The sequence below is a fragment of the Pseudomonas sp. GP01-A4 genome (assembly GCF_058780865.1).
In genome coordinates this window covers 1-21,808 of sequence record NZ_JBYSWF010000091.1, presented here as the reverse complement: position 1 = coordinate 21,808, position 21,808 = coordinate 1, and the positions used below count along the sequence as shown (strand labels likewise).

23 protein-coding genes are annotated in these 21,808 nt (G+C 61.3%); 9 read left to right on the top strand and 14 right to left on the bottom strand.

The genetic code is table 11. The features are described 5' to 3' along the window. Window positions 1-177: 177 nt before the first annotated feature. The 4 genes from AC3WKX_RS31320 to AC3WKX_RS31305 all read right to left on the bottom strand — a co-directional run bounded on the left by AC3WKX_RS31320 (window position 178) and on the right by AC3WKX_RS31305 (window position 4,297). Window positions 178-1,092, bottom strand: a complete 915-nt coding sequence (locus AC3WKX_RS31320; protein ID WP_173883068.1) for a LysR substrate-binding domain-containing protein — start codon at window positions 1,090-1,092, stop codon at window positions 178-180. Between the two features lie 226 nt (window positions 1,093-1,318). Beyond that, window positions 1,319-2,623, bottom strand: coding sequence for a C4-dicarboxylate transporter DctA (gene dctA / locus AC3WKX_RS31315; protein WP_003207293.1), 1,305 nt, complete (start codon window positions 2,621-2,623; stop codon window positions 1,319-1,321). 98 nt (window positions 2,624-2,721) lie between these two features. Then, window positions 2,722-3,597 carry an alpha/beta fold hydrolase gene (locus AC3WKX_RS31310; RefSeq protein ID WP_003207296.1) on the bottom strand — a complete coding sequence of 292 codons (876 nt, stop codon included), beginning with the start codon at window positions 3,595-3,597 and terminating at the stop codon, window positions 2,722-2,724. 238 nt (window positions 3,598-3,835) lie between these two features. Beyond that, entirely contained in the window at window positions 3,836-4,297 is a 462-nt protein-coding gene (locus AC3WKX_RS31305; RefSeq protein WP_003210114.1) for a VOC family protein, read from the bottom strand. A gap of 235 nt (window positions 4,298-4,532) precedes the next feature. On the opposite strand from AC3WKX_RS31305, the gene AC3WKX_RS31300 reads away from it, so the two are divergent. The 3 genes from AC3WKX_RS31300 to AC3WKX_RS31290 are packed head-to-tail and all read left to right on the top strand — an operon-like array spanning window position 4,533 to window position 7,225. After that, window positions 4,533-5,756, top strand: coding sequence for an SfnB family sulfur acquisition oxidoreductase (locus AC3WKX_RS31300; RefSeq protein WP_087695269.1), 1,224 nt, complete (start codon window positions 4,533-4,535; stop codon window positions 5,754-5,756). Between the two features lie 3 nt (window positions 5,757-5,759). Beyond that, window positions 5,760-6,425 carry a methionine ABC transporter permease gene (locus AC3WKX_RS31295; protein WP_008430846.1) on the top strand — a complete coding sequence of 222 codons (666 nt, stop codon included), beginning with the start codon at window positions 5,760-5,762 and terminating at the stop codon, window positions 6,423-6,425. A 29-nt stretch (window positions 6,426-6,454) separates the two neighbouring features. Beyond that, on the top strand, window positions 6,455-7,225 hold the full coding sequence (locus AC3WKX_RS31290; protein ID WP_003210120.1) for a MetQ/NlpA family ABC transporter substrate-binding protein: 771 nt from the start codon (window positions 6,455-6,457) through the stop codon (window positions 7,223-7,225). Window positions 7,226-7,371: 146 nt separating this feature from the next. On the opposite strand, the gene soxR is transcribed toward AC3WKX_RS31290, so the two are convergent. Beyond that, complete coding sequence (gene soxR / locus AC3WKX_RS31285; protein WP_008430848.1) at window positions 7,372-7,815, bottom strand: redox-sensitive transcriptional activator SoxR; 444 nt, start codon at window positions 7,813-7,815, stop codon at window positions 7,372-7,374. Between the two features lie 90 nt (window positions 7,816-7,905). Here soxR and AC3WKX_RS31280 point away from each other — a divergent pair, with 90 nt between their 5' ends. Then, the gene (locus tag AC3WKX_RS31280) at window positions 7,906-8,268 is read left to right on the top strand and encodes an antibiotic biosynthesis monooxygenase (RefSeq protein ID WP_032898632.1); all 363 of its coding nucleotides are present in this window, start codon (window positions 7,906-7,908) and stop codon (window positions 8,266-8,268) included. Here the strand turns inward: AC3WKX_RS31280 and AC3WKX_RS31275 are convergent. Genes AC3WKX_RS31275 through msuE form a run of 4 tightly spaced genes read right to left on the bottom strand, consistent with a single transcriptional unit; the run spans window position 8,260 to window position 12,328 of the window. Then, the gene (locus AC3WKX_RS31275) at window positions 8,260-9,363 is read right to left on the bottom strand and encodes a sigma-54 interaction domain-containing protein (RefSeq protein ID WP_003210127.1); all 1,104 of its coding nucleotides are present in this window, start codon (window positions 9,361-9,363) and stop codon (window positions 8,260-8,262) included. The two genes, AC3WKX_RS31280 and AC3WKX_RS31275, sit on opposite strands and share 9 nt — an antisense overlap. 11 nt (window positions 9,364-9,374) lie before the next feature. Beyond that, complete coding sequence (locus tag AC3WKX_RS31270) at window positions 9,375-10,562, bottom strand: acyl-CoA dehydrogenase family protein (protein ID WP_003210129.1); 1,188 nt, start codon at window positions 10,560-10,562, stop codon at window positions 9,375-9,377. 47 nt (window positions 10,563-10,609) lie between these two features. Next, a complete protein-coding gene (gene ssuD, locus AC3WKX_RS31265) occupies window positions 10,610-11,755 on the bottom strand; it encodes an FMNH2-dependent alkanesulfonate monooxygenase (protein ID WP_003210130.1) in 1,146 nt (381 codons plus the stop codon). Between the two features lie 9 nt (window positions 11,756-11,764). Continuing rightward, complete coding sequence (gene msuE / locus AC3WKX_RS31260; RefSeq protein ID WP_003210131.1) at window positions 11,765-12,328, bottom strand: FMN reductase; 564 nt, start codon at window positions 12,326-12,328, stop codon at window positions 11,765-11,767. Window positions 12,329-12,725: 397 nt separating this feature from the next. Between msuE and AC3WKX_RS31255 the strand changes: the two genes are divergently transcribed. From AC3WKX_RS31255 to AC3WKX_RS31245, 3 genes are all read left to right on the top strand, one after another. Further along, window positions 12,726-12,995: a hypothetical protein gene (locus AC3WKX_RS31255; RefSeq protein WP_008430855.1), complete on the top strand. Its 270-nt coding sequence runs from the start codon at window positions 12,726-12,728 to the stop codon at window positions 12,993-12,995. A gap of 228 nt (window positions 12,996-13,223) precedes the next feature. Further along, entirely contained in the window at window positions 13,224-14,384 is a 1,161-nt protein-coding gene (locus AC3WKX_RS31250; protein WP_102606182.1) for a cysteine desulfurase family protein, read from the top strand. A 36-nt stretch (window positions 14,385-14,420) separates the two neighbouring features. After that, a complete protein-coding gene (locus AC3WKX_RS31245; RefSeq protein WP_008430859.1) occupies window positions 14,421-16,229 on the top strand; it encodes an aminopeptidase P family protein in 1,809 nt (602 codons plus the stop codon). Here the strand turns inward: AC3WKX_RS31245 and AC3WKX_RS31240 are convergent. Beyond that, on the bottom strand, window positions 16,222-17,130 hold the full coding sequence (locus tag AC3WKX_RS31240; RefSeq protein WP_102606181.1) for a LysR family transcriptional regulator: 909 nt from the start codon (window positions 17,128-17,130) through the stop codon (window positions 16,222-16,224). The two genes, AC3WKX_RS31245 and AC3WKX_RS31240, sit on opposite strands and share 8 nt — an antisense overlap. Before the next feature lie 115 nt (window positions 17,131-17,245). On the opposite strand from AC3WKX_RS31240, the gene AC3WKX_RS31235 reads away from it, so the two are divergent. Next, window positions 17,246-18,241 carry a zinc-dependent alcohol dehydrogenase family protein gene (locus AC3WKX_RS31235; RefSeq protein ID WP_102606180.1) on the top strand — a complete coding sequence of 332 codons (996 nt, stop codon included), beginning with the start codon at window positions 17,246-17,248 and terminating at the stop codon, window positions 18,239-18,241. Here the strand turns inward: AC3WKX_RS31235 and AC3WKX_RS31230 are convergent. Then, the gene (locus AC3WKX_RS31230) at window positions 18,238-18,828 is read right to left on the bottom strand and encodes a 2-hydroxychromene-2-carboxylate isomerase (protein ID WP_102606179.1); all 591 of its coding nucleotides are present in this window, start codon (window positions 18,826-18,828) and stop codon (window positions 18,238-18,240) included. The genes AC3WKX_RS31235 and AC3WKX_RS31230 overlap by 4 nt on opposite strands. Window positions 18,829-18,863: 35 nt before the next feature. Beyond that, window positions 18,864-19,595, bottom strand: coding sequence for an SDR family oxidoreductase (locus AC3WKX_RS31225; RefSeq protein ID WP_003210139.1), 732 nt, complete (start codon window positions 19,593-19,595; stop codon window positions 18,864-18,866). 89 nt (window positions 19,596-19,684) lie between these two features. On the opposite strand from AC3WKX_RS31225, the gene AC3WKX_RS31220 reads away from it, so the two are divergent. After that, a complete protein-coding gene (locus tag AC3WKX_RS31220) occupies window positions 19,685-20,245 on the top strand; it encodes a TetR/AcrR family transcriptional regulator (protein WP_003210141.1) in 561 nt (186 codons plus the stop codon). 12 nt (window positions 20,246-20,257) lie between these two features. On the opposite strand, the gene AC3WKX_RS31215 is transcribed toward AC3WKX_RS31220, so the two are convergent. Together AC3WKX_RS31215 and rhtA are read right to left on the bottom strand one after the other, a co-directional pair. Continuing rightward, window positions 20,258-20,539, bottom strand: coding sequence for a hypothetical protein (locus tag AC3WKX_RS31215; protein WP_003210144.1), 282 nt, complete (start codon window positions 20,537-20,539; stop codon window positions 20,258-20,260). Window positions 20,540-20,706: 167 nt separating this feature from the next. Then, window positions 20,707-21,594: a threonine/homoserine exporter RhtA gene (gene rhtA, locus AC3WKX_RS31210; RefSeq protein WP_003210146.1), complete on the bottom strand. Its 888-nt coding sequence runs from the start codon at window positions 21,592-21,594 to the stop codon at window positions 20,707-20,709. Between the last annotated feature and the right edge of the window lie 214 nt (window positions 21,595-21,808).

Below are 21,808 nucleotides of genomic sequence, written 5' to 3'. Positions count from 1 at the left end.
ATGCCCGCGTCATCGTTAACGACCTTCGCGAGCAAGCCCGCTCCCACATTTGGACCGTGCCCGCTTTTGATTTGGCTTTTTGCTCTACAACACTCAAGCCGGCCGGTAGGCCGCTGTAAGAGCAGAACCGTCAGCGGCCGTTACCGCAGCAACGGATATGTACTCAAACCCGGCACGCTAAATCGACAACCCCTTGAAGTGCTCCTGCAAAAACTCCACACACGCCCGCAACTTCCCGGAGTAGGCCAGCCGCGTCGGGTACACCGCCCACACGTTGGCGCTCTGGGTGTAGTCGTGCAGCACCTGCACCAGTTTCCCTTGCTCCAGCAGCGGCTTCACATCCCACATCGAACGCAGCAACACGCCGCGCCCGTCCAGGGCCCATTGCAAAACGATCTCGCCGTTATTCGACGACAACGGCCCGCGCACGCGCACGCTGTCCTGCACGCCATCGCGCTCCAGGTGCCAGATGCCAAACGCGTTGTCGCGCTCCTTGAGCACCAGGCAGTCGTGCTGTTCCAGGTCGCTCAAGTGCTGCGGCACACCACGGCGTTCGAGGTAGGCGGGCGCCGCACACAGCACCCGCCGGTTACTCACCAGCCGGCGACCGATGTGTTGCCCGGGGATGTCGTCGCCCACGCGAATCTCCAGGTCGAAACCCTCGCTGACGATATCGACCACCCGGTCGAACAGGTCCAGGCGAATCTCCAGGTCCGGGTATTGTTCGGCCAATAGCGACAAGGCCGGTGCCACATGGTTACGGCCGAACCCGAAGCTGCTGCACAAATGCAGGTGGCCGCGCGGGCTGTCGTGGGCGTCGGAAAGCTCGTCGGACAACTGCTGGAAGTCTTCGAGAATCCGCACGGCCCAGCGCTGCACGCGCTCGCCATCTTCGGTCAGGGCGATACGGCGGCTGGTGCGGTGCAGCAGGCGGGTGGCGAGGGTGGTTTCGAGAATCTGGATACGCTTGCTGACGTAGGCCGGGGACAAACCCAGCTCGTCGGCAGCCGCAGCAAAGCCGGCCTTGCGGATCACGGTCAGGAATACTCGCAGGTCTTCAGGTAGGGGCACGGTATCTTTCTTGTTGTTCATCAGAAACAGGCATGGCGGCATGAACCGCCAGAATAGCACCGGTATGGCGAAGGAGTTTCTGTGGTGAGGGAGCTTGCTGTGGCAAGGGAGCTTCTGTGGCAAGGGAGCTTGCTGTGGCGAGGGAGCTTGCTCCCGCTGGAGTGCGTAGCGCTCCCAAAGATCTTGGGGCCGCTGCGCAGCCCAGCGGGAGCAAGCTCCCTCGCCACAGGGGATTGGTGTTTAAGGGTTACTCGGCGGCGATCTTCGCCTGGGCGGCGGCCCGTGCATGGCGGCCGTGCTTGAGGGCGATGGGCGCCATTTTCTCGCGATCCAGTTCACCTTCCCACGCAGCCACCACCAGCGCCGCCACGGCATTGCCGATGATGTTGGTCAGTGAGCGGCATTCAGCCATGAACCGGTCCACACCCAGGATCAGCACCATCGCCGCCACCGGCACCGTCGGCACCACCGCGAGGCTGGCGGCCAGCGCGACAAAACCTGCGCCCACCACCGCCCCGGCGCCTTTTGAGGTAAGCATCGCCACCGCCAGCAGGGTCAGTTGTTGCTCCAGCGTCAGGTCGATATTGGTCGCCTGGGCCAGGAACAGCACCGCCAGGGTCATATAGATGTTGGTGCCGTCCAGGTTGAAGGTGTAGCCGGTGGGCACCACGATCCCCACCACGCCTTTGGACGCGCCAAGGCTTTCAAGTTTCTGGATCAGTTGCGGCAGGGCCGATTCGGAGGAGCTGGTGCCCAGCACGATCAACAGTTCAGCCTTGATGTAGGTCAGCAGCTTGAAGATGCTGAACCCCACATACCGGGCGATGCTGCCCAGCACCACGGCGACGAAGAAAAACGCGGTGACATAGAACGTGCCCACCAGTTTCAACAGCGGCAGCAGCGAGCCCAGGCCGTATTTGCCGATGGTGAAGGCGATGGCCCCGAAGGCCCCGATCGGCGCGACGCGGCTGATCATCCCGACGATGCGGAAGAACACTTCGCTGGCCTGGTTGATCACGCCGACCAGGGGCCGGCCCTTCTCGCCGATCATCACCAGCCCGAGGCCAAACAGCACCGACACAAACAGTACCGGGAGGATTTCGCCTTTGGAGAAGGCGTCGAAGAAGGTAGTGGGGATCACATGCATCAGGAACCCGGTGACGCCTTCGCCGTGTTCGGCCTGGCCGACAAAACCGGCGATGGCGGAGGTGTCGAGGGTCTTCACGTCGATATTGAAACCCACGCCGGGGTGCAGCAGGTGCGCGGCGAGGATGCCGATTACCAGGGCGATGCTGGAGACAATCTCAAAGTACAGCAGCGCCTTGCCGCCGACGCGGCCCACCTGCTTCACGTCGTGCATGCTGGTGATGCCGGAGACCACGGTGCAGAAGATGATCGGGCCGATGATCATCTTGATCAGCTTGATAAACCCGTCGCCCAACGGCTTGAGGTCGATGCCCACCTGAGGCCAGTGGTTGCCGATCAACACGCCCAGCACAATGGCGATGATCACCTGCACATACAGGGTTCCCAGCAGTTTTCTGATTGTCATTTTTATTATCTCGAGACGTTTTTTGGGCAAGCAGATCCCGTCGCAGGCTGTTTCAAGCCTGCGGGGCGGGATCGGTCAGGTCAGCGGTTCATAAAGGCTCAGCGAAGGAAGGTCAGGACTTCGCCGAGCAGCACTTCAGGGATTTCTTCTGCGATGTAGTGGCCGGCCGGCAGGGCCTTGCCACGTACGTCGGTCGCGACTTTCTGCCATTCCTTGAGGGGTTCGAAGCAGCGCCCGACGGTGCCTTCGGCGCCCCACATCACCAGCAGCGGCAACTCCAGGTGGTTGCCCTTGTCGATATCGGCGCGGTCGTGCTCAAGGTCGATGCCAGCGGCGGCGCGATAGTCCTCGCAGATCCCGGTGGCGGTGCCGGGCAGTTTCAGGCAACGCAGGTATTCGGCGAAGGCTTCATCGGTGAACGGCTTGAGCCCGGCACTGCGGCTGCCCATGACGCTGCGCAGGTAGAGTTCCGGGTTGCCTTCAATCAGGCTCTCGGGCAACGGCGCCGGGCGGATCAGGAAGAACCAGTGCCAGTAGGCGCGGGCAAAGGCTTCGTCGGTCTGGGCGTACATGGACAGGGTTGGTGCGATGTCCAGCAGCACCATGCGCTGCACGGCCTTGGGGTGGTCCAGAGCCAGGCGATGGGCGACGCGGGCGCCACGGTCGTGGGCCAGCACCGAGAACTTGTCGAAGCCCAGCGCCTTCATCAGCTCGACGCCGTCGCGGGCCATTTCGCGTTTTGAATAATTGGTGTGATGGTCAATGGCGGCGGGCTTGCTGCTGTCGCCATAACCGCGCAGGTCGGCGGCGACCACGGTGAAGTGTTCGGCCAGTTGCTCGGCGACCTTGTGCCAGATGACGTGGGTCTGCGGGTGCCCGTGCAGCAGGAGCAGGCCGGGACCCGCGCCGCCTTTGCGGTAGCTGATGTCCACACCGTTGACGTGGCGCTGGTCTTTTTGGAATCCGGCGAACATGGAATGACTCCTTGTGATGATTGCTTGCATCCTGAAATCACACGGCGCCCGGGGCAAGGGGGAAAGCGTGGAGGGGTTGTTCATGAAGTGTGTTGAAGCCCGATCTTTCAGGCAGTGCAGGTCAACGGTGGGAGCTGGCTTGCCTGCGATGCAGGCAACTCGGTGTATCAGTCGCACCGAGGTGATGCCATCGCAGGCGAGCCAGTTCCTACCGTTGGGTTGCGTCGCCCAGGTGACTTCATCCTTGCTTGAACAACGCCTCGGCCCGCTGGCGAACTTGCGCCTCGGTCAAGTCCTCCTTGCGCGTGGCCAGGAACCACACATGCCCGAAGGGGTCTTTCAGCGTCCCGGAACGGTCACCGTAAAACTGATCCTTGGGTTCTGAAATCGCCGTGCCGCCGGCCTTGATGGCCTGGGCGAACTGTTGGTCGACGTCCTGCACATAGAGATGCAGGCACACGCTGGGGTGTTCTTTTCCCGGGCTGCCGAACGACATTTCGCCACAGGGCGAGGCCATCATGATCGCCGAATCGCCAATGCGCAGTTCGGCATGGCCGATCTTGCCGTCGGGCATGTCCAGGCGCATGACTTCGGTGGCACCAAAGGCTCGTTTGTAGAACTCGATGGCTTCAGCGGCTTTGTCGATGCCCAGGTACGGCGTGATGCTGTGGTAGCCCTCGGGAATGGGTTTGACGCTCATATCGTTCTCCTTGATGGTGGTTGTGGAGGGACGGCTTTTTCACTATAGGCCACGTGCGCCGTGGCTTGCGGGCAGCCGACGAGGTGTTGCCCAGGCAACAGCAAACCGGCAGTTTGCTGCGCCAAGGGCGGTCTGCCGCGCGTATATCGGGAGCAAACCCTTGTGTTTGAAGGCCAGGCGCCTCAGGCACAGAAGCTGCAATGCCTCTGGCAAACCATTCGCCCGAGAGCGTTGTATGTCTGTACTGCCTGTATCTGCCGATTACCCGATTCACACGCCCCACGCCGAGTTGATCCGCGACGAGGCCCACGCACTGGCCGTTGCCCGCCGAGTCGCTGCCGTGTTGCTGGAACAGGACGCCGAGCGCGATCGCACCCGCCAGGTGCCTGCGGAGGTCGTCGACCTGTATTCCAACAGCGGTCTGTGGGGCATCAGCGTGCCCCGCGAGTTTGGTGGTGCCCAGGTGTCATACGCGGTGTTGGCCCAGGTGATTGCGATTATCTCGGCGGCCGACCCTTCGCTGGGGCAAATCCCGCAGAACCATTACTGCCTGCTGGAAGATATCCGCCTGCAAGGCACGCCCGAGCAGCAGGCGTACTTTTTTGGCCTGGCGCTGGAAGGGCATCGGTTTGCCAATGCGCTGTCGGAAACCGGCGGCAAGAACGTCCAGGACATCCAGGCGACCATTCGCCGGCAAGGCGATGGCTATGTGATCAACGGTCGCAAGGGTTATTGCACCGGTTCGCTGTATGCCCACTGGCTGGCGGTGCTGGCGCTGGATGAACAGCAGAATGCGCAATTGGCGTTCGTGCCGCGCGGCACCGCAGGCCTGGTGGTGGTCGACGACTGGGACAGCATGGGCCAACGCACCACCTCCAGCGGCACGGTGCTGGCCGAAGGCTTGAAGGTGCCGGCGTTCAATCTGTTTCCTACCCATCGCTCCTACGATTCGCCGACCCTGGCCGGGCCTTTCGCCCAATTGACCACCGCCGCCATCGACGCCGGCATCGCCCGTGCCGCGTTGCGTGACACGGTGCAGTTCGTCCGGCAATTCGCCCGTCCATGGATCGATGCCGGGGTGGAAAACGCCAGTGAAGACCCGCTGACTATCATCCAGGTCGGCGCGCTGGATATTCGCCTGGAAGCGGCGGAAGCCTTGCTGGAGCGGGCCGGAAAGGCCCTGGACGCCGCGCGCCCGGCACCCGATGAAGACAACGTTGCCCACGCCTCCCTGGCTGTCGCGCGAGCCAAGGTACTGACCACTGAAATCGCCATTGAAGCCAGCAACAAGCTCTTCGAACTCGGCGGCACCCGCTCCACCCTGAAGAAGCACAACTTCGACCGTCACTGGCGCAATGCACGGGTGCATACCCTGCATGACCCGGTGCGCTGGAAGTATCACGTGGTGGGCAACTGGCTGCTCAACGGCGCCAAGCCACCGCGTCACGATTGGTCTTGACCCATGGCCGAGCTGTTTAAAAACATCTATTGGGCCGACATCGGCCAAGCCTGCCTGGAAACCCTGAGCATGCTCAGCGCGGCCCTGGGTTTTACCGTGCTGCTGGGGTTGCCGCTGGGGGTGCTGTTGTTCCTCACCGGCAAGCGCCAGTTGCACGAAACCCTAGTGGTGTATCGGGCGCTGTCGGTGGTGGTCAACGTGCTGCGCTCGCTGCCGTTCATCATCCTGCTGATTGTGCTGATCCCGGTGACCACCCTGCTGGTGGGCACCTCCCTGGGCGTGGCCGGTACGATTCCGCCGTTGGTGGTGGGCTGTACGCCGTTCTTTGCGCGGCTGGTGGAAACCGCCTTGCGCGAAGTCGACCGTGGCGTGGTGGAGGCCACCCAATCCATGGGCGCCAGCACCTGGCAGGTGATCCGCCACACGCTGTTGCCGGAAGCCCGGGGCGGGCTGCTGGCAGCGGTCACTGTCACCGCGATTGTGCTGGTGGACTACACCGCCATGGCCGGGGTGATTGGTGGCGGTGGCCTGGGCGACCTGGCTATCCGCTACGGCTATCAGCGTTTCCAGACCGACGTGATGGTGGTCACCGTGTTGCTGCTGTTGGTGCTGGTGCAGGCCCTGCAGATGACCGGTGACCGTTTGGTGGCGCATTACAGCCGCCGTTGATTCCTATAACTAATGCCTTCGGAGCAACCATGAAAAAATCCCTGGCCATCTTGGCCGCTGTCTTGTCCTTCAATGCCTTTGCCAACGAGACGCTGGTCGTCGGCGCCACGCCCGTGCCTCACGCCGAGATCCTCGAGTTCGTAAAGCCGGTGCTGGCCAAGGAAGGCGTGGACCTGCAAATCAAGGTCTTCACCGATTTCATCCAGCCCAACCAGCAACTGGCGCTGAAGAACATCGACGCCAACTACTACCAGTACCGGCCATTCCTGGATGACTACAACAAGACCCGGAATACCAACCTGGTGCCGGTGGTCGGTGTGCACATCGAGCCTTTCGGCGCGTACTCGACCAAGATCAAAAATATCTCGGAGTTGAAAGACGGCGCGACAGTGTCGATCCCCAACGACCCGGTCAACACTGGCCGCGCCTTGGTGCTGCTGGACGAAGCCGGCCTGATCAAGCTCAAGGACCCGAGCAACACCCTTGCCACGCCGCGGGATATCGTTGAAAACCCCAAGCACCTGAAAATTCGTGAACTGGAAGGTGCGTTGCTGGCCCGCTCGGTGAGCCAGGTGGACCTGGCGTTCGTGTTTGCCAACTACGCCCTGGAAGCAGGGATCGACACCAACAGCGCGTTGATCGTCGAGAAGGGCAAGAGCCTGTACGTGGAGTACCTGGTCGCGCGCCCGGACAACATCAATGACCCTGGCATCCAGAAACTGGCCAAGGCGTTGAACTCCGATGAAGTGCGCCAGTTCATCCTGACCCGCTATAAAGGCCAGATTGCCCCGGGATTCTAAGTCTGACGGCGATCAAAATGTGGGAGCGGGCTTGTGTGGGAGCGGGCTTGCTCGCGAGGGCGGTGGATCAGCCACTGCATCTGGCGACTGACACCCCGCTTTCGCGAGCAAGCCCGCTCCCACATTGATCGAGTTTTACCCCGCCATTATGTGGACGGCTCCAAGAGTTGTGCCCCAGGCCCGCGCTCACCCAGTACGTCGTCGTGATTGCGCAGCGGGCACGCCTCCAGCGACAGGCACCCGCAGCCAATACAGCCGTTGAGTTTATCCCGCAGCAACATCAGTTTTTCGATGCGCTGGTCCAGGTCCTCACGCCATAGCGCAGACAGGCGCTCCCAATCGGCAGCGTTGGGCGTGCGGCCATCGGGCAAGGTTTGCAGCGCGTCATGGATCGTCGCCAGGGGAATGCCCAAACGCTGGGCAATCTTGATCACCACCACCCGGCGCAGCACATCCCGCGGATAGCGCCGCTGGTTGCCGGCGTTGCGGTGGCTCTTGATCAATCCCTTGGTTTCATAAAAGTGCAGCGCGGTAACCGCCACGCCACTGCGGGCTGCCAATTGGCCGACGGTGAGTTCTTTGGTGACCATGAAAAAGCCCTTGACCTTGACTTAACTAGAGGTTTTACCCTGCGTGGCATCGAATCGCAAGATTGTGCCTACAGTGAGGGGGGAATGTTCATGCAGGTATTAGAGAAGAGTCTGAGTTTTACCCAGATGGTCGAATTTCACATCGAGCCTCAGCAGCAATCCGCGTTGGTAGCGGCCCTGTCATCGCAAAGCGAGCGCCTGGCCCAGGGCCATGGTGGCTTTATCAATGCCAGCGTGCAGGTCAGCGATGATGGACGCCGGGTGCTCAGCTACCTGCAATGGCGCTCCCGCGAGGAGGGGGAAGCGGCCTTCAAGTGTTTTGAGCACGGTGAGGAAGATTTCTGGACGCTGATACGCGCCCACCAGGCCACGGCTGTGACCTTCGGTTCGTTCCAGGTGCTGCGCAGCATCGAGCGCAGCCATGACAACGCTCTGCACTGCCGCCTAAATTGACAGGTGCAGCATGCGCTCGCCCTGTACGTTTTCGCCGGGGCGTCGCTTGTTCACCGCCAGCTCGCCGATCTTGATCAAACGGGTACGGGTCACGTTGCGGCTCAGGCCCAGCAGGTTGGCGGTGTGCACCTGGTTGTAATGGCTGAAGCGGTAGGCGGCGCGCAGCAGCGCATCCTCGACCTTTTCATGCAGGGCCCCGGCCTGTTCCTCGAAGAGCTTTTGAAAGGCGCGTTCCAGCAGGGCTTCGGCGCTGTTGTCGGTGCCGTGCTGGCTGTCGTCCTGACGCTCGATGCGCATGTTCGACAGGCGCAGGTCGTCGCGCTCGATCACCCCGTTGCGGCAGATCAGCAGGGTGTGGTGGATCACGTTTTCCAGCTCGCGGATGTTGCCCGGCCAGCTGTAGCTTTTGAGCTTTTGCTCGGCCTCGCGGCTGATGGTGATCGGGCCGTAACCCAGGCGCTGGCTGTAGGCTTCGATGAAATGCCGGGTCAGTGGCAGGATGTCACCGGGCCGATCCCGCAGGGGGCTGAGTTCGAGGCTGACCACGTCTAGGCGGTAGTACAGGTCTTCGCGGAAATGCCCGGCATTGATGGCTTTCTCCAACTGAACGTTGGTGGCCGCCAATACCCGCACGTCGATGGGAATGCTTTTGCGTGAGCCCAGGCGCACCACTTCGCGTTCCTGCAGTACCCGTAGCAGCTTGACCTGGATCGCCATCGGCAAGTCACCGATTTCATCGAGGAACAAGGTGCCGCCGTCCGCCTCTTCGAACCAGCCGGCCTTGGCACTGAGGGCGCCGGTGAAGGCGCCTTTTTCATGGCCGAACAGCTCGGCTTCCACCAGGGATTCGGAAAACGCGCCGCAGTTCACGGCCACGAAGGGCCGGTTGCGCCGGGCGCTGAGGTTGTGGATATGGCGCGCCACCAGCTCTTTACCGGTGCCGGTTTCGCCGATGATCAACACGCTGGCTTCGCTGGGCGCGACTTGCTGGATGTGCGCCAGCAGCGCCTGGGATTTGGGGTCTTCGAAGACCTGGGCCGTGGCGCGGATCGAGGTCGCAAGAGCGGGCGAGGGCGGTAAGGTTAAAAGCTGCATGGGCACCTCTTCTAGGAGTAGAACGTGGGAATCGGCAGGGACTGGTTCAACGCCCAGTCCCCCAGTTCGTGGAGCTTGTAGTCCACCGGGTCGTGCAAGGTTTGCGTGCGCAGGTTGCGCCAGTGCCGGTCCAGGCGCAGCGAGGCGTGAGTGGAGCGCGCGCCGGTGACTTCGAACAGGCGGCTGCACAGCTCCAGGCCGTTGCGGGTGGCAGCGACCTTGGCCGTGGCGATGGCGATGGCCAGCTCGCCGCGCTCGCTTTCACTGAGGCTCGGGCCCTTGGCCCAGGCCTGGTCCAGCAGTTCGGCGGCGCGTTCCACCAGCAGGCGCACGCCTTCCAGCGCGACCCAGAATTCGCCGTAGTGGTTGAGCACGTACGGGTCCTGGCGAATGTCCTGCACCGTGGATTTATGCCAGGGCCGGGTTTCGGTCAGGGTGTAATTCCGGGCTTCGGCAAACGCGCCTTCGGCGATGCCGAGGAACATGTGGGTGAAGGTCAGTTGAGCGATCAGTGGGCGCAGGCAGGCGAAGGGCGTACTCAGCGGGCCGGGATCGAGGAGCAATTCCGACTCTTCCACGCGTACCCGTTCGAAGCTGGCGCTGCCGCTGTCGGTCTGGCGCTGGCCGATGTTGTTCCAGTCATTGTGCAGGGTGATGCCACTGCGCCCGCTGGGGATGGCCGCGATCAGCAGCTTGCCGCCGGCGCTTTCATCCACCGCCGAGGCGATCAGCATTTCCGAGTCGCTGGCTCCGGAGCAAAAGCTCTTCTTGCCGGAGAATTCGCGCCAGCCGTTGTAGGCTTTGACCACCGTGCGCGTGTCCAGCGGGTTGAGGGCGTTGCCCCAGAACCAGTTCTTGCGCGCGGTTTGTTCGAACCAGGGTTGCCATTGCTCCGGGCGTGAGAACAGGCGAACGGTGGCGAGCATCAGGTGATGAAAACCGAAGACGTGGGCGATGGAGCTGTCGACCTTGGCGAATTCGCGCACGATCTCCAGGGTTTCGCTCCAGCGGGCGCCGAGGCCGCCGTATTGGGTGGGAATGCTCAGGGCCAGCAAGCCGCTTTGGCGCAGGGCGTCACGTTCGGTCTTCGGTGTGCCGCCGCGCTCGTCGCGTTCGACGGCAGTGAGGGCAAATTCGGCGGCCAGCAGTTTGGCGGTCTGCAAGGGTGAGGGCAGGACGCTGTTGGGTTTGGCTGTCACGCGGTATTCCTCATGGTGTGCCGGGGCGTGCCCCGGCAGACGGCAGGTCAGGCCTTGGCTTTTGCCGGCAGGACGTCGTTGGCAATCATTTCGCCGAACGGTCCGGTGAGGTTGGTGACGCCGCGCCCGGCCAGGCTGGCGTAGGGTTCCGGCAGCAGCGGGAACACCAGTTCGGCAAAGCGATACGCCTCTTCCAGGTGCGGGTAGCCGGAGAAGATGAAGCTTTCGATGCCCAGGTCTGCGTATTCCTTGATGCGCTCGGCGACTTGCTGAGGGTTGCCCACCAGGGCCGTGCCCGCGCCGCCACGTACCAGGCCGACGCCGGCCCACAGGTTGGGGGCGATCTCAAGGTTGTCGCGGCGCCCGTCGTGCAGGGCGGCCATGCGCCGCTGGCCTTCGGAGTCAAAGCGCGAGAAGGATTTTTGCGCGGCGGCGATGGTTTCGTCGCTGATGTGCTCGATCAGTTTGGCCGCGGCTTTCCAGGCGTCTTCTTCGGTTTCGCGCACGATCACATGCAGGCGAATCCCGAATTTGACGGTGCGCCCGTGGCGGGCGGCGCGCTCACGCACGTCGGCGAGTTTCTCGGCGACGGCGGCCGGTGGTTCGCCCCAGGTCAGGTACACGTCGACTTGTTCGGCGGCGAGGTCGTGGGCAGCGTCCGAGGAACCGCCGAAGTACAGCGGTGGATATGGCTTCTGCACCGGTGGGTAAAGTGCCTTGGCGTTCTGCACGCGCAGGTGTTTGCCTTCGAAATCCACCGATTCGCCTTGCAGCACGCGGCGCCAGATCTTGAGGAATTCGTCGGTCACTTCGTAGCGTTCGCTGTGATCGAGGAAGCTGCCGTCGCCGCGGTTTTCGTCGGGGTCGCCGCCGGTCACCACGTTGATCAACAGGCGGCCATTGGACAGCCGGTCGAGGGTGGCGGCCATGCGGGCCGAGACGGTTGGCGAGATGATCCCCGGGCGGATCGCCACCAGGTAACGCAGGCGTTCGGTCAACGGCACCAGCGCCGAGGCAATCACCCAGGAGTCTTCGCAGGAGCGGCCGGTGGGAATCAGCACGCCGTGGTAGCCGAGGTTGTCGGCGGCCTGGGCGACTTGTTTCAAATAGTTGAGGGTGACCGGGCGAGCACCCTGGGTGGTGCCCAGGTAGTGGCCGTCACCGTGTGTAGGCAGAAACCAGAAAACATCCATGACAAATCCTTAAGCGATTTTCAGCAGAGAGGTGGGATGCGCGGCAAACAACGGCGCGGCGCGTTCTGCAGCAAGGCGAATGCGGGCCTTCAAGGGCTCACTGGTTATGTGGTAATCGGTGAAATCGGCCTCGGTGGCGTACACGCCAATGGGCAAGGTCAGGGCCTGGAAGAAACTGAACAGCGGGCGCAACTGGTGATCGAGTACCAGGGCGTGGCGTTCGCTGCCGCCGGTGGCCGCCAGCAACACCGGGGTGTTGATCAGGGCGTTGAGGTCGACCAGGTCGAACAGGTGCTTGAGCAGGCCGGGGTAGGAGCCGCGATACACCGGCGCGGCAACGATCAGTAGGTCGGCCTGTTCGATGGCCTGCAGTTGCGCTTCGACGTCGGCGGGCAATTCCTGGCGCGACAGTGCGCCGCCCAGCGGCCGGGCAATGTCGCCCAGTTCGATCAGGGTGGCCTGGATCGGCAATTGATCGGCCAGTTCGGCCAGCACCGCCTGGGTCAACACCAGGGTGCGGGACGGACGCCAGGTTCCGCCGGAGAGGGCAACGACATTCAGTGGACGGGTCATCAACAGTTCCTTTTTCAACAGTGGCTCAGGGCAAGAGCAGTAGCAGGGCTTGAGCAAGAGCTGTACCAAGCTGTGCAGCCCTTGACTGGCGTGGCCTCTGTGCCAGGTGTTGGAAAATGGTGGTGTTGTCTGCCTGGTGTTTTGTTGAATGACTGTTGCCTGGGCAACAGTTGCCAGGCGAACAGTGGCGTGAGTGTTGAGGCCATTTATAGAGGGTTGTGTTTATTCCGTAAATGAACGTATTTCCATATTTATAGACCTACATGGAATATAAGGCGCGACTATCAGAAGTGTCGCAAAGGTTGATAGCGACTATCACGGCTGATGATTTTTCACCGTGCAGGGGCGGGAGTAGCCTGTACTCATTGACTTCAGCCCGTTTCGCAGGACCTTCGCCATGAACCGTTTTCTCGCCATTTCCGTATTGCTTGTCACCTCAGTCCTTGCCGGTTGTGCGACGCATTCGTCGCCCGAACTGCGTGGCTACTCGGCCGAGGAGAGCAAGGAACTGGCGCTTGAAGCCCTGAGCCGTCGAGGCCTGTCATTTGATGAATACCAACAGAAGAAAGCCGAACTGACCGGCCAGCCACGGAACACCTTCGGTTTCGACCGTCAGGGTGAGATGAATGCCGAGCGCAGCATGACGCTGCACGGTCGCCCCAGTTGAGTCAGTGGCGAGGTCTGAAAAGCCCGAGGTTTCCCACAGGAACCTCGGGCTTTTTGTTTGCCATCCGTTTCCCGGAGCCTGTTAAGCTGAATTTCAGGAGCGTTCCTACGCACTTTTAAATAAAGTGGTCTTTCTTTAACGGCACGGGATCAGGTAAACCATCTTCCTTCCTGATTGCGGCCCCTGAGACGTTGTTCTCGGGAACCTGCTCTGCGAGTCTTTAACGTCATGAATAAACGTCCGCTGTATTTCGACTACGCCGCCACCACGCCGGTGGATGAGCGGGTCATCCAGGTGATGGTTGAGTGTCTGGGCTTCAATGCCAACTTCGGCAACCCTGCGTCCAGTTCCCACGCGTTCGGCCAACAGGCCCGGCAAACGGTTGAGCGGGCACGGGGCCAGGTGGCTGAGTTGGTCGGCGCCGAGCCGGCACAGATTGTCTGGACCTCCGGTGCCACCGAGTCCAACAACCTCGCCATCAAGGGCGTTGCCCAGGCGCGCGGCGTGGCCGGCGGGCACATCATCACCAGCCAGATTGAACACAAGGCCACGCTCGACACCGCTCGCCAGTTGCAGGAAGCCGGGGTTGCCGTGACGTACCTGGTGCCGGACGCCGAGGGTTTGATCAGTGTCGAGGCGGTGAGCGAAGCATTGCGTGAGGACACCTTCCTGGTGTCGCTGATGCTGGTGAACAACGAGCTGGGCACTCTTAACGATATCCGGGCGATTGGCGCACGCGTGCGCGAGCATGGCGCGCTGTTTCACGTGGATGCGGCGCAGGGCGCAGGCAAGGTCGAGATTGACCTGGCCGAATGGCCAGTGGACCTCATGTCATTTTCCGCACACAAACTCTATGGTCCCAAGGGTATCGGCGCGTTGTACGTCGGCCCACGTGCGCAGCAGAAAGTGCTGGCGCAGATTCACGGCGGTGGCCATGAAGGTGGTTTGCGTTCGGGCACCCTGGCAACTCACCAGATTGCCGGCATGGGCACCGCGTTTGCCCTGGCGGCAGCGTCCTTTGCTGAAGAAAAGGCGACCATCGTTGCCTTGCGCGAGCGCCTGCTGGAACGGCTGAATACAATTGCCGGGGTGCGCCTTAATGGCAGCCTTACCCAACGCATTCCCCACACCCTGAGCCTGACGTTCAGCGAAGGCGAGTTCAATTCCGCCGCCTTGAGCGCGGGCATTGCCTTCTCGGCCACTTCGGCCTGCAATTCGGCGAGCAATGCACCGTCCCATGTGCTTCTGGCGCTGGGCCATGATGCCCGCAGCGCAGGTCGTACCATTCGCTTGAGCCTCGGGCGGTTTACCACCGAGCAGGATATCGATCAGGCGGTACAGCTGATCAAGGCGGCACTGGCCAGCGCACCGGCGTTCTGGGCCGTTTGACCCCATAACAATTATTAGTGGTTAGCAGGAGACACGATGAGCACACAGCCTTTGACCCATGGAACGGTTCCCCAGCGCCTGGCGCACACCCGCGAACTGATGAGCCGCGAGGGCATTCATGCCCTGTTGGTGCCGTCGGCGGACCCGCACTTGTCCGAATACCTGCCGGGTTACTGGCAGGGCCGTCAGTGGTTGTCGGGTTTCCATGGGTCGGTGGGCACGCTGATTGTTACTGCGGATTTTGCCGGTGTATGGGCAGACAGCCGCTATTGGGAACAGGCGACCAAGGAGCTCAAGGGCAGTGGCATCGAGTTGGTCAAGCTGCAACCCGGCCAGCCCGGGCCGCTGGAATGGCTCGCGGAGCAAACGCCGGAAGGCGGCGTGGTGGCCGTTGATGGTGCGGTCATGGCCGTGGCCTCGGCGCGCACCCTGGGCAGCAAGCTGGAGGCACGTGGTGCACGCTTGCGCACGGATATCGACTTGTTGAATGAAGTCTGGCAAGACCGTCCAACCTTGCCGAACCAACCGATCTATCAACATCTGCCACCCCAGGCCACCGTCAGCCGTGGCGAGAAGCTCGCAGCCCTGCGTGCCAGCTTGAAGGAAAAGGGGGCCGACTGGCATTTCATCGCGACCCTGGATGACATTGCCTGGCTGTTTAACCTGCGGGGTGGCGACGTTTCGTTCAACCCGGTGTTTGTCTCGTTTGCCTTGATCGGCCAGCAGCAGGCGACGCTGTTTGTGGCCCTGAGCAAAGTCGACGCCGAGCTTCGCGCGGTGCTGGAACAGGATGGCGTGACCCTGCGCGATTACAGCGAAGTCGCAGCGGCGTTGAAGGACATTCCTTCGGGCGCGAGTGTGCAGGTCGACCCGGCCCGGGTGACCGCCGGCTTGCTGGAAAACCTGGGCAGTGGCGTCACGCTTATCGAGGGGCTTAACCCGACCACCTTGGCCAAATCGCGCAAGAGCCTGGCGGACGCCGAGCACATTCGCCAGGCCATGGAGCAGGATGGCGCGGCCCTGTGTGAATTCTTCGCCTGGCTCGACAGCGCGTTGGGCCGTGAGCGCATCACCGAACTGACCATTGATGAGCACCTGACGGCAGCGCGTACCCGTCGTCCGGGTTATGTGTCGCTGAGCTTCAATACGATTGCCGCATTCAACGCCAATGGCGCGATGCCGCACTATCACGCGACTGAAGAAGAACACGCGCTGATCGAGGGCGATGGCTTGCTGCTGATCGACTCGGGTGGCCAATACCTGGGCGGCACGACCGATATCACGCGGATGGTGCCTATCGGGACGCCAAGCGAAGAGCAGAAGCGCGACTGCACGCGGGTGCTCAAAGGTGTGATTGCCTTGTCCCGCGCGCATTTCCCCAAGGGCATTCTTTCGCCGCTGCTGGATTCCATCGCCCGTGCGCCGATCTGGGCCGAGGGTGTGGACTACGGCCACGGTACCGGTCATGGCGTCGGCTATTTCCTCAATGTGCATGAAGGCCCGCAGGTGATCGCGTACCAAGCCGTCGCGGCGCCGCAAACGGCAATGCAGGCAGGCATGATTACCTCCATCGAGCCCGGCACTTACCGTCCGGGCCGCTGGGGTGTGCGCATCGAGAACCTGGTGTTGAACCGTGAAGCGGGCAAGACCGAGTTTGGCGAGTTCCTCAAGTTCGAGACACTGACACTGTGCCCGATCGACACCCGTTGCCTGGAGCCGTCGTTGCTGACGGTGGAAGAACGCCAGTGGTTCAACGATTACCACGCGCAAGTCCTTGAGCGCCTGAGCCCGCTGCTCAGTGGCGCGGCACTGGAATGGTTGCAGGTGCGTACGGCCGCTATCTGAGGGGCTGCAGTTCGGGCGCCTGGGTCAGGGCATCGGCCATGTAGTCGATAAACGCTTTGACCCGGGCGGACTGGCGGCGATTGGGTGCCGAAACGGCATGAATCGGCAGCGACTGCGGGGTGTAGTCCTGCAGCAAGGCGACCACCCGGCCGGCCTTCAGGTCATCAAAGAACAACCACAGGGGCGACAGTGCAATGCCGTGCCCCGCCAATACCATCTCGCGTATAGCCTCGGAGTTATTGCTCTGGGCGTTGCCCTTGATCTTGACGCTGTGCCGCGTCCCGTCCTTTTCGTAGACCCATTGGTTCTGGCTGCTGAGCAGGTTGAACAGCAGGCAATTGTGCCGGGCCAGCTCTTGCGGTGTTTGCGGCGCCGGGTGTTTGGCCAGATAGGCCGGACTGGCGAGGGTGACCCGGTGAGTAGTGCCGATCTGCCGGGCGATCAGGCCGCTGTCGCGCAACTCGCCGATGCGCAGGGTAACGTCCAGGCCTTCGCTGACCAGGTCCTGATTTTGATCGCTCAGTTGCAGGTCAACCTGTACCTGTGGGTATCGATCGAGAAATCCCGCCAGGCGTGAGGCGATGTGCAGGCGACCGAAGCTCACCGACGACCCAATGCGTAACGGACCGGCGACAGCCTCCTTGCCGGACTGGAAGCTGTGTTCTGCAGCATCCACCGCCGCGAGGATTTGTCGGCAATGGCTGTAGTAGCGCTGGCCTTCGTCTGTCAGGGAGAGTTTGCGGGTGCTGCGGGAAATCAGCTTGCCGCCCAGTTCTGTCTCCAGTGCACGCAGTACTTTGCTGATAGTGGGCTGAGTGGTCTGCAACTCCCGGGCAACCGCAGAGAAACTCCCGCGCTCGATCACTCGAACGAAAATGGCCATTGCGTTGAGCTTATCCATGGAGCTACCGATTCATGCCAAATGAGCATGGTCACTATAGCCGTTTGGCGTCTTATCGGCATGAATGGCCGGGCACATCATGGTGATCACTTCCTGATGAATCGAGATCGCGACCATGACTGATACAACTCAAATGCACGCCCTGGTGGTGGATGTGGCGAATGGGCCGTTACGGCTGGCAACGATTCCAAGGCCGACGCCTGGGGATGGTGAGGTGCTGGTTAGGATCAAGGCCAGTGGCCTCAACCCGTTGGATGGGAAAATTCGAGCAGGCGAGGCGGCCCATGCCCGTCAGCCGTTGCCGGCTGTGATTGGCTTGGACTTGGCGGGGATCATCGAGACGGTGGGCCCGGGTATTAACGAGTGGAAGGCGGGCGACGAGGTGTACGCCCTGGCGACGGGAGTGGGCGGCCTCCAGGGTTCGTTGGCGGAGTTTGCCGTGGTGGATGCGCGCTTGCTGGCGAGAAAACCCGTGACCCTGAGCATGCGCGAAGCCGCGGCATTGCCGCTGGTGCTGATCACCGCATGGGAAGGGCTGGTGGACCGTGCGCATGTAGGCCCGGGGCATAAAGTACTGATTCAGGGCGGTGCGGGTGGTGTAGGACATGTCGCCGTGCAAGTGGCTAATGCATTTGGCGCCGAGGTGTTTGCGACCGGTTCAGCCAGGCAGCGGGCGTTGATCGAGGGGCTGGGCGCTACGTTTATCGACTACCAACAGCACACCGTCGAGGAGTATGTAGCCTTGCACACGGCGGGCGAAGGTTTTGACATTGTGTATGACACGGTGGGCGGGCCGACGCTGGATGCATCCTTCCGGGCGGCCAGGACTTATCACGGGCATGTGCTGAGTTGTCTTGGCTGGGGTTCTCATAGCCTGGCGCCGTTGTCGTTTCGCGGGGCGACTTACTCCGGGGTGTTTACCCTGCTGCCGATGCTGACGGGCAAGGGGCGGGAGCACCACGGGCAGATCCTTGCCGAGGCGGCGCAGTTGATTGATGACGGGAAGCTCACGCCGATTCTCGACGGGCGTCAATTCGACCTGCACTCGGCAAACGCCGCCTGCGAGTTACTCGCCGGCGGCGCTCAAGGGCGTCTGGTGATTGAAATCTAGCTCAGCGCTTCGCGGACAAACTCCAGGCGGTCCTGGCCGAAAAACAACTGGTCGTCGACGAACATCGTAGGTGCCCCGAATACGCCGCGCTGGATGGCGTGCTCGGTATTGTCCTTGAGGGTGGCCTTGACGGCATCGTCATTCGTCAACGCGAGGACTGCTTCGGGATCAAAGCCGTGTTCAGCCAGCACCGCAGCCACCACAGCAGGATCACCCAGGTGACGGCCTTCTACCCAAAGGGCACGGAACAGGCAATCGATGAAATCCTGAAAACGCTCGGGTTGGCGCATTTGGACACCGGTGACAGCGCGCATCAGCGTCAATGTATTGATGGGGAAGTGTGGGTTGAACGTGAGCGGGACGTTGTAGCGCTGGGCGTAGCGCGCCAGGTCCTGCAGCATGTAGCGGCCTTTGGCGGGAATGGTGACCGGTGATGCATTGCCGGTGGCCTTGAACACCCCGCCCAGCAGCATTGGCTTGTAAATCAGCTGGGTGCCGGTTGCAGCGCACAGGCCTGGAAGTTGGGTGTAGGCCAGATAGGTGGCAGGGCTGCCGAGGTCGAAGAAAAATTCTACTGTTTTACTCATGCTGGATACTCGCAGTTTATTGTTATGGGGCGCGCTTACCAGGGTTCATTCCAGGGGCGCAGGTCCAGCTCGAAGGTCCAGGCGTCCCGGGGCTGGCTGTGCAGGTACCAATAGTTATCGGCGATGTGGTCCGGATTGAGAATGCCGTCCTGATCCTTGAGGGCGTATTTTTGCGGGAAGTTGTCGCGGATGAAGTCGGTGTCGATGGCGCCATCCACGACGACGTGGGCGACGTGGATATTCCGTGGGCCCAGTTCGCGAGCCATGCTTTGCGCCAGTGCACGGATCCCGTGTTTGGCTCCAGCGAACGCGGCAAAGCCGGCGGCTCCACGCAACCCGGCCGTGGCACCGGTAAACAGGATGGTGCCGCGGTTACGGGTGACCATGCGCTTGGCCACTTCCCGCGCGTTGAGGAAGCCTGAGAAACAGGCCATCTCCCAAATCTTGAAGTACTTGCGGGCGGTTTCTTCCAGGATGCTGCACGGCACATTGGCGCCGATGTTGAACACGAAGGCTTCGATGGGGCCCAGCTCGGTTTCAATCCGCTCGATCAGCGCGATAACGTCTTCTTCCTTGCGGGCATCGCAGGCAAAGCCATGCGCCTCGCCACCTGCTGCGTGGATGCTATCCACCAAGGGTTGCAGTTTATCGGCGCTGCGCCGGGTGACGCAGGCGACGTAACCCTCACGGGCGAAACGCTTGGCGATGGCACCACCTGTGGCATCGCCGGCACCCACTACCAGTACGATTTTCTTGTTGTTCGTCATGGGAGATCCTTTAGTAAACGATCGTTTGCCAAACGAACGTTATGCTACGATCCAGCAGGCGTCAAGCTGACAGCACAGTGGAGGAAGCGATGCGATATTCGGCTAGTCACAAGCAGCAAACTAGGGAAAAGCTTCTGGACAGCAGTGCGGCACTGGCGAAGAAAGAGGGTTTTGCCAGTGTCGGGGTGGATGGCTTGATGAAGGCCATTGGCTTGAGTGGCGGTGCGTTTTATAGCCACTTCGCTTCGAAGGATGAATTGTTCAGTTCGATTGTCGAGCGTGAATTGAGCCACAGCCTTGAGCGATTGAATGGCGACGGGGTGCAAAGCCGTGAGCGGCTGGATCGCTGTTTGAAGTTCTACCTGAGCATGGCCCATGTGGAGCAATCCGAAGCCGGATGTGCGTTGCCGAGCCTGGGGGCGGAGATTGCGCGATCTGATGTGGCCGTTCGTCAACAGGCGCAGGACTGGATTTGCCGATTGCAGGTGGGGTGGGCAGCAACACTGGGCAGCGAGGCCCTGGCGTGGTCGATTCTGTCGCAATGCATCGGCGCCCTGGTGGTGGCGCGGATGATGGTCGACCCGCAGGTGCAGGCACAGGTCCTGTCATCGAACTACGAGGTGCTCAGCCAGCAGCTGTCGAGGCTGTGAGGTCATCGACAGTTACTTGCAGATGACAATCATGCTTCGGCTTGTGTAGCCGGCGGGGTTAAGACCGAACGGGTAGTCGCCTGGGTCTTCGGCGTTGTCCCCCGACTTGGCGATGACTTTATAGCCTTTGGCGCCACACGAATTAGCTGCACTGGCGTAGCACTGGTCCCAGGAAGAGGACAGGCCTGAGCAGTTGATATGCAGGCCCTTCTTTCCCCGTTTTACTTCGGTCTTGGTGGTCGCGGCACAACCTGCGATTGCCACAATCATGAACAGCATCAAAATTCGCTTCATTACTATCCTTAATAGCCGCCTCGCTTAAGTGCACGAAGCTGGCTTTGCTCGCTCTCGAGTGTAGCGTTCATGATGTCCTTATCGAAAATCTCCATGAATGACACTGGGTTACGACCTAAACATGGCCTAATTGAGCGGCAAATGCCATAGCTACGTCAAATCCTGAATCAATCGGCTGGAACGAGTGGTTTTGATTCGTTACGCATGGTCAGGGTTGCACCCACCGAGGCCAGGATAATGCAGGTGATGGCCAGCCATTGCGCCAGGGACAAGTGCTCTTGAAGGAAAAACAGCCCGGACAGGGCGCCGAACGCGGGTTCGATGCTCATCAGGGTTCCGAACGTGCGGGCTGGCAGGCGAGTCAGGGCGACCATCTCCAGGGTGTAGGGCAGGGCGGTGGATAAAACCGCGACACCAATGGCGATCGGGATCAGCGAGGGTGTGAGGAGTGCGGCGCCCGCGTGGACGATACCTATCGGTGCAACAAACAACGCTGCAATCATTACGCCGAGGGCCGCAGTCTGAACGCCATTGTCGGCGCCGGCCTTTTGGCCAAACAGAATGTAGAGTGCCCAGCACGCACCTGCGCCGAGTGCATAGGCGGCGCCTGTGAGGTCAATGCCGCTGCTGGCTTCGCCCACTGGGATCAATAGCAGAAGTCCGACAATCGCCAAGGCTATCCAGAGAAAGTCTACGGCGCGTCGCGAAGCGTAGATGGCGACTGCCAGTGGGCCGGTGAATTCGAGGGCTACTGCAATTCCCAGCGGAACGGTGCGCAGCGACATATAGAAGAGGAAGTTCATTCCCCCCAGCGCCATCCCGTAGACGATCACCGTCTGCAACGACTTGGCTGTCAGCTTGGCGCGCCATGGGCGTAAAAGGAGCAGCATGATCACACTGGCGAAAATCAGGCGCAGGGTGGTGGTGCCCTGGGCGCCCACGATGGGGAACATGCTTTTGGCGAGTGAGGCGCCTGATTGAATAGAGGCCATGGCAATGAGTAGCAGGCCGACCGGAAACAGTGTCGAAGCCAGGCTACGCGGGGAAGTGGTCATTGAGGGTATTCGTCCGAGGTCGTATTGAAAGAAACCGAGTGGCTATGATGCTTAACTGTCAAGCGTTGAGCAATATATTGCTCAGTTAGTTAAGGGTTCCTTCCTATATAGACGAATTCCGTGATTGTGGGGATGGATTGATAGAAAAGCTGAATTAAGGGTTGACGGCAGATTCTGGAAGTCTATAATTCGCCCCACTTCCGGCGCAGTCGAA

Coding starts and splice junctions, on each gene's coding strand:
- AC3WKX_RS31320 (WP_173883068.1), bottom strand. CDS start 1,092: ATGAACAACAAGAAAGATACCGTGCCCCTACCTGAAGACCTGCGAGTA.
- dctA (WP_003207293.1), bottom strand. CDS start 2,623: ATGACAATCAGAAAACTGCTGGGAACCCTGTATGTGCAGGTGATCATC.
- AC3WKX_RS31310 (WP_003207296.1), bottom strand. CDS start 3,597: ATGTTCGCCGGATTCCAAAAAGACCAGCGCCACGTCAACGGTGTGGAC.
- AC3WKX_RS31305 (WP_003210114.1), bottom strand. CDS start 4,297: ATGAGCGTCAAACCCATTCCCGAGGGCTACCACAGCATCACGCCGTAC.
- AC3WKX_RS31300 (WP_087695269.1), top strand. CDS start 4,533: ATGTCTGTACTGCCTGTATCTGCCGATTACCCGATTCACACGCCCCAC.
- AC3WKX_RS31295 (WP_008430846.1), top strand. CDS start 5,760: ATGGCCGAGCTGTTTAAAAACATCTATTGGGCCGACATCGGCCAAGCC.
- AC3WKX_RS31290 (WP_003210120.1), top strand. CDS start 6,455: ATGAAAAAATCCCTGGCCATCTTGGCCGCTGTCTTGTCCTTCAATGCC.
- soxR (WP_008430848.1), bottom strand. CDS start 7,815: ATGGTCACCAAAGAACTCACCGTCGGCCAATTGGCAGCCCGCAGTGGC.
- AC3WKX_RS31280 (WP_032898632.1), top strand. CDS start 7,906: ATGCAGGTATTAGAGAAGAGTCTGAGTTTTACCCAGATGGTCGAATTT.
- AC3WKX_RS31275 (WP_003210127.1), bottom strand. CDS start 9,363: ATGCAGCTTTTAACCTTACCGCCCTCGCCCGCTCTTGCGACCTCGATC.
- ssuD (WP_003210130.1), bottom strand. CDS start 11,755: ATGGATGTTTTCTGGTTTCTGCCTACACACGGTGACGGCCACTACCTG.
- msuE (WP_003210131.1), bottom strand. CDS start 12,328: ATGACCCGTCCACTGAATGTCGTTGCCCTCTCCGGCGGAACCTGGCGT.
- AC3WKX_RS31255 (WP_008430855.1), top strand. CDS start 12,726: ATGAACCGTTTTCTCGCCATTTCCGTATTGCTTGTCACCTCAGTCCTT.
- AC3WKX_RS31250 (WP_102606182.1), top strand. CDS start 13,224: ATGAATAAACGTCCGCTGTATTTCGACTACGCCGCCACCACGCCGGTG.
- AC3WKX_RS31245 (WP_008430859.1), top strand. CDS start 14,421: ATGAGCACACAGCCTTTGACCCATGGAACGGTTCCCCAGCGCCTGGCG.
- AC3WKX_RS31240 (WP_102606181.1), bottom strand. CDS start 17,130: ATGGATAAGCTCAACGCAATGGCCATTTTCGTTCGAGTGATCGAGCGC.
- AC3WKX_RS31235 (WP_102606180.1), top strand. CDS start 17,246: ATGACTGATACAACTCAAATGCACGCCCTGGTGGTGGATGTGGCGAAT.
- AC3WKX_RS31230 (WP_102606179.1), bottom strand. CDS start 18,828: ATGAGTAAAACAGTAGAATTTTTCTTCGACCTCGGCAGCCCTGCCACC.
- AC3WKX_RS31225 (WP_003210139.1), bottom strand. CDS start 19,595: ATGACGAACAACAAGAAAATCGTACTGGTAGTGGGTGCCGGCGATGCC.
- AC3WKX_RS31220 (WP_003210141.1), top strand. CDS start 19,685: ATGCGATATTCGGCTAGTCACAAGCAGCAAACTAGGGAAAAGCTTCTG.
- AC3WKX_RS31215 (WP_003210144.1), bottom strand. CDS start 20,539: ATGAAGCGAATTTTGATGCTGTTCATGATTGTGGCAATCGCAGGTTGT.
- rhtA (WP_003210146.1), bottom strand. CDS start 21,594: ATGACCACTTCCCCGCGTAGCCTGGCTTCGACACTGTTTCCGGTCGGC.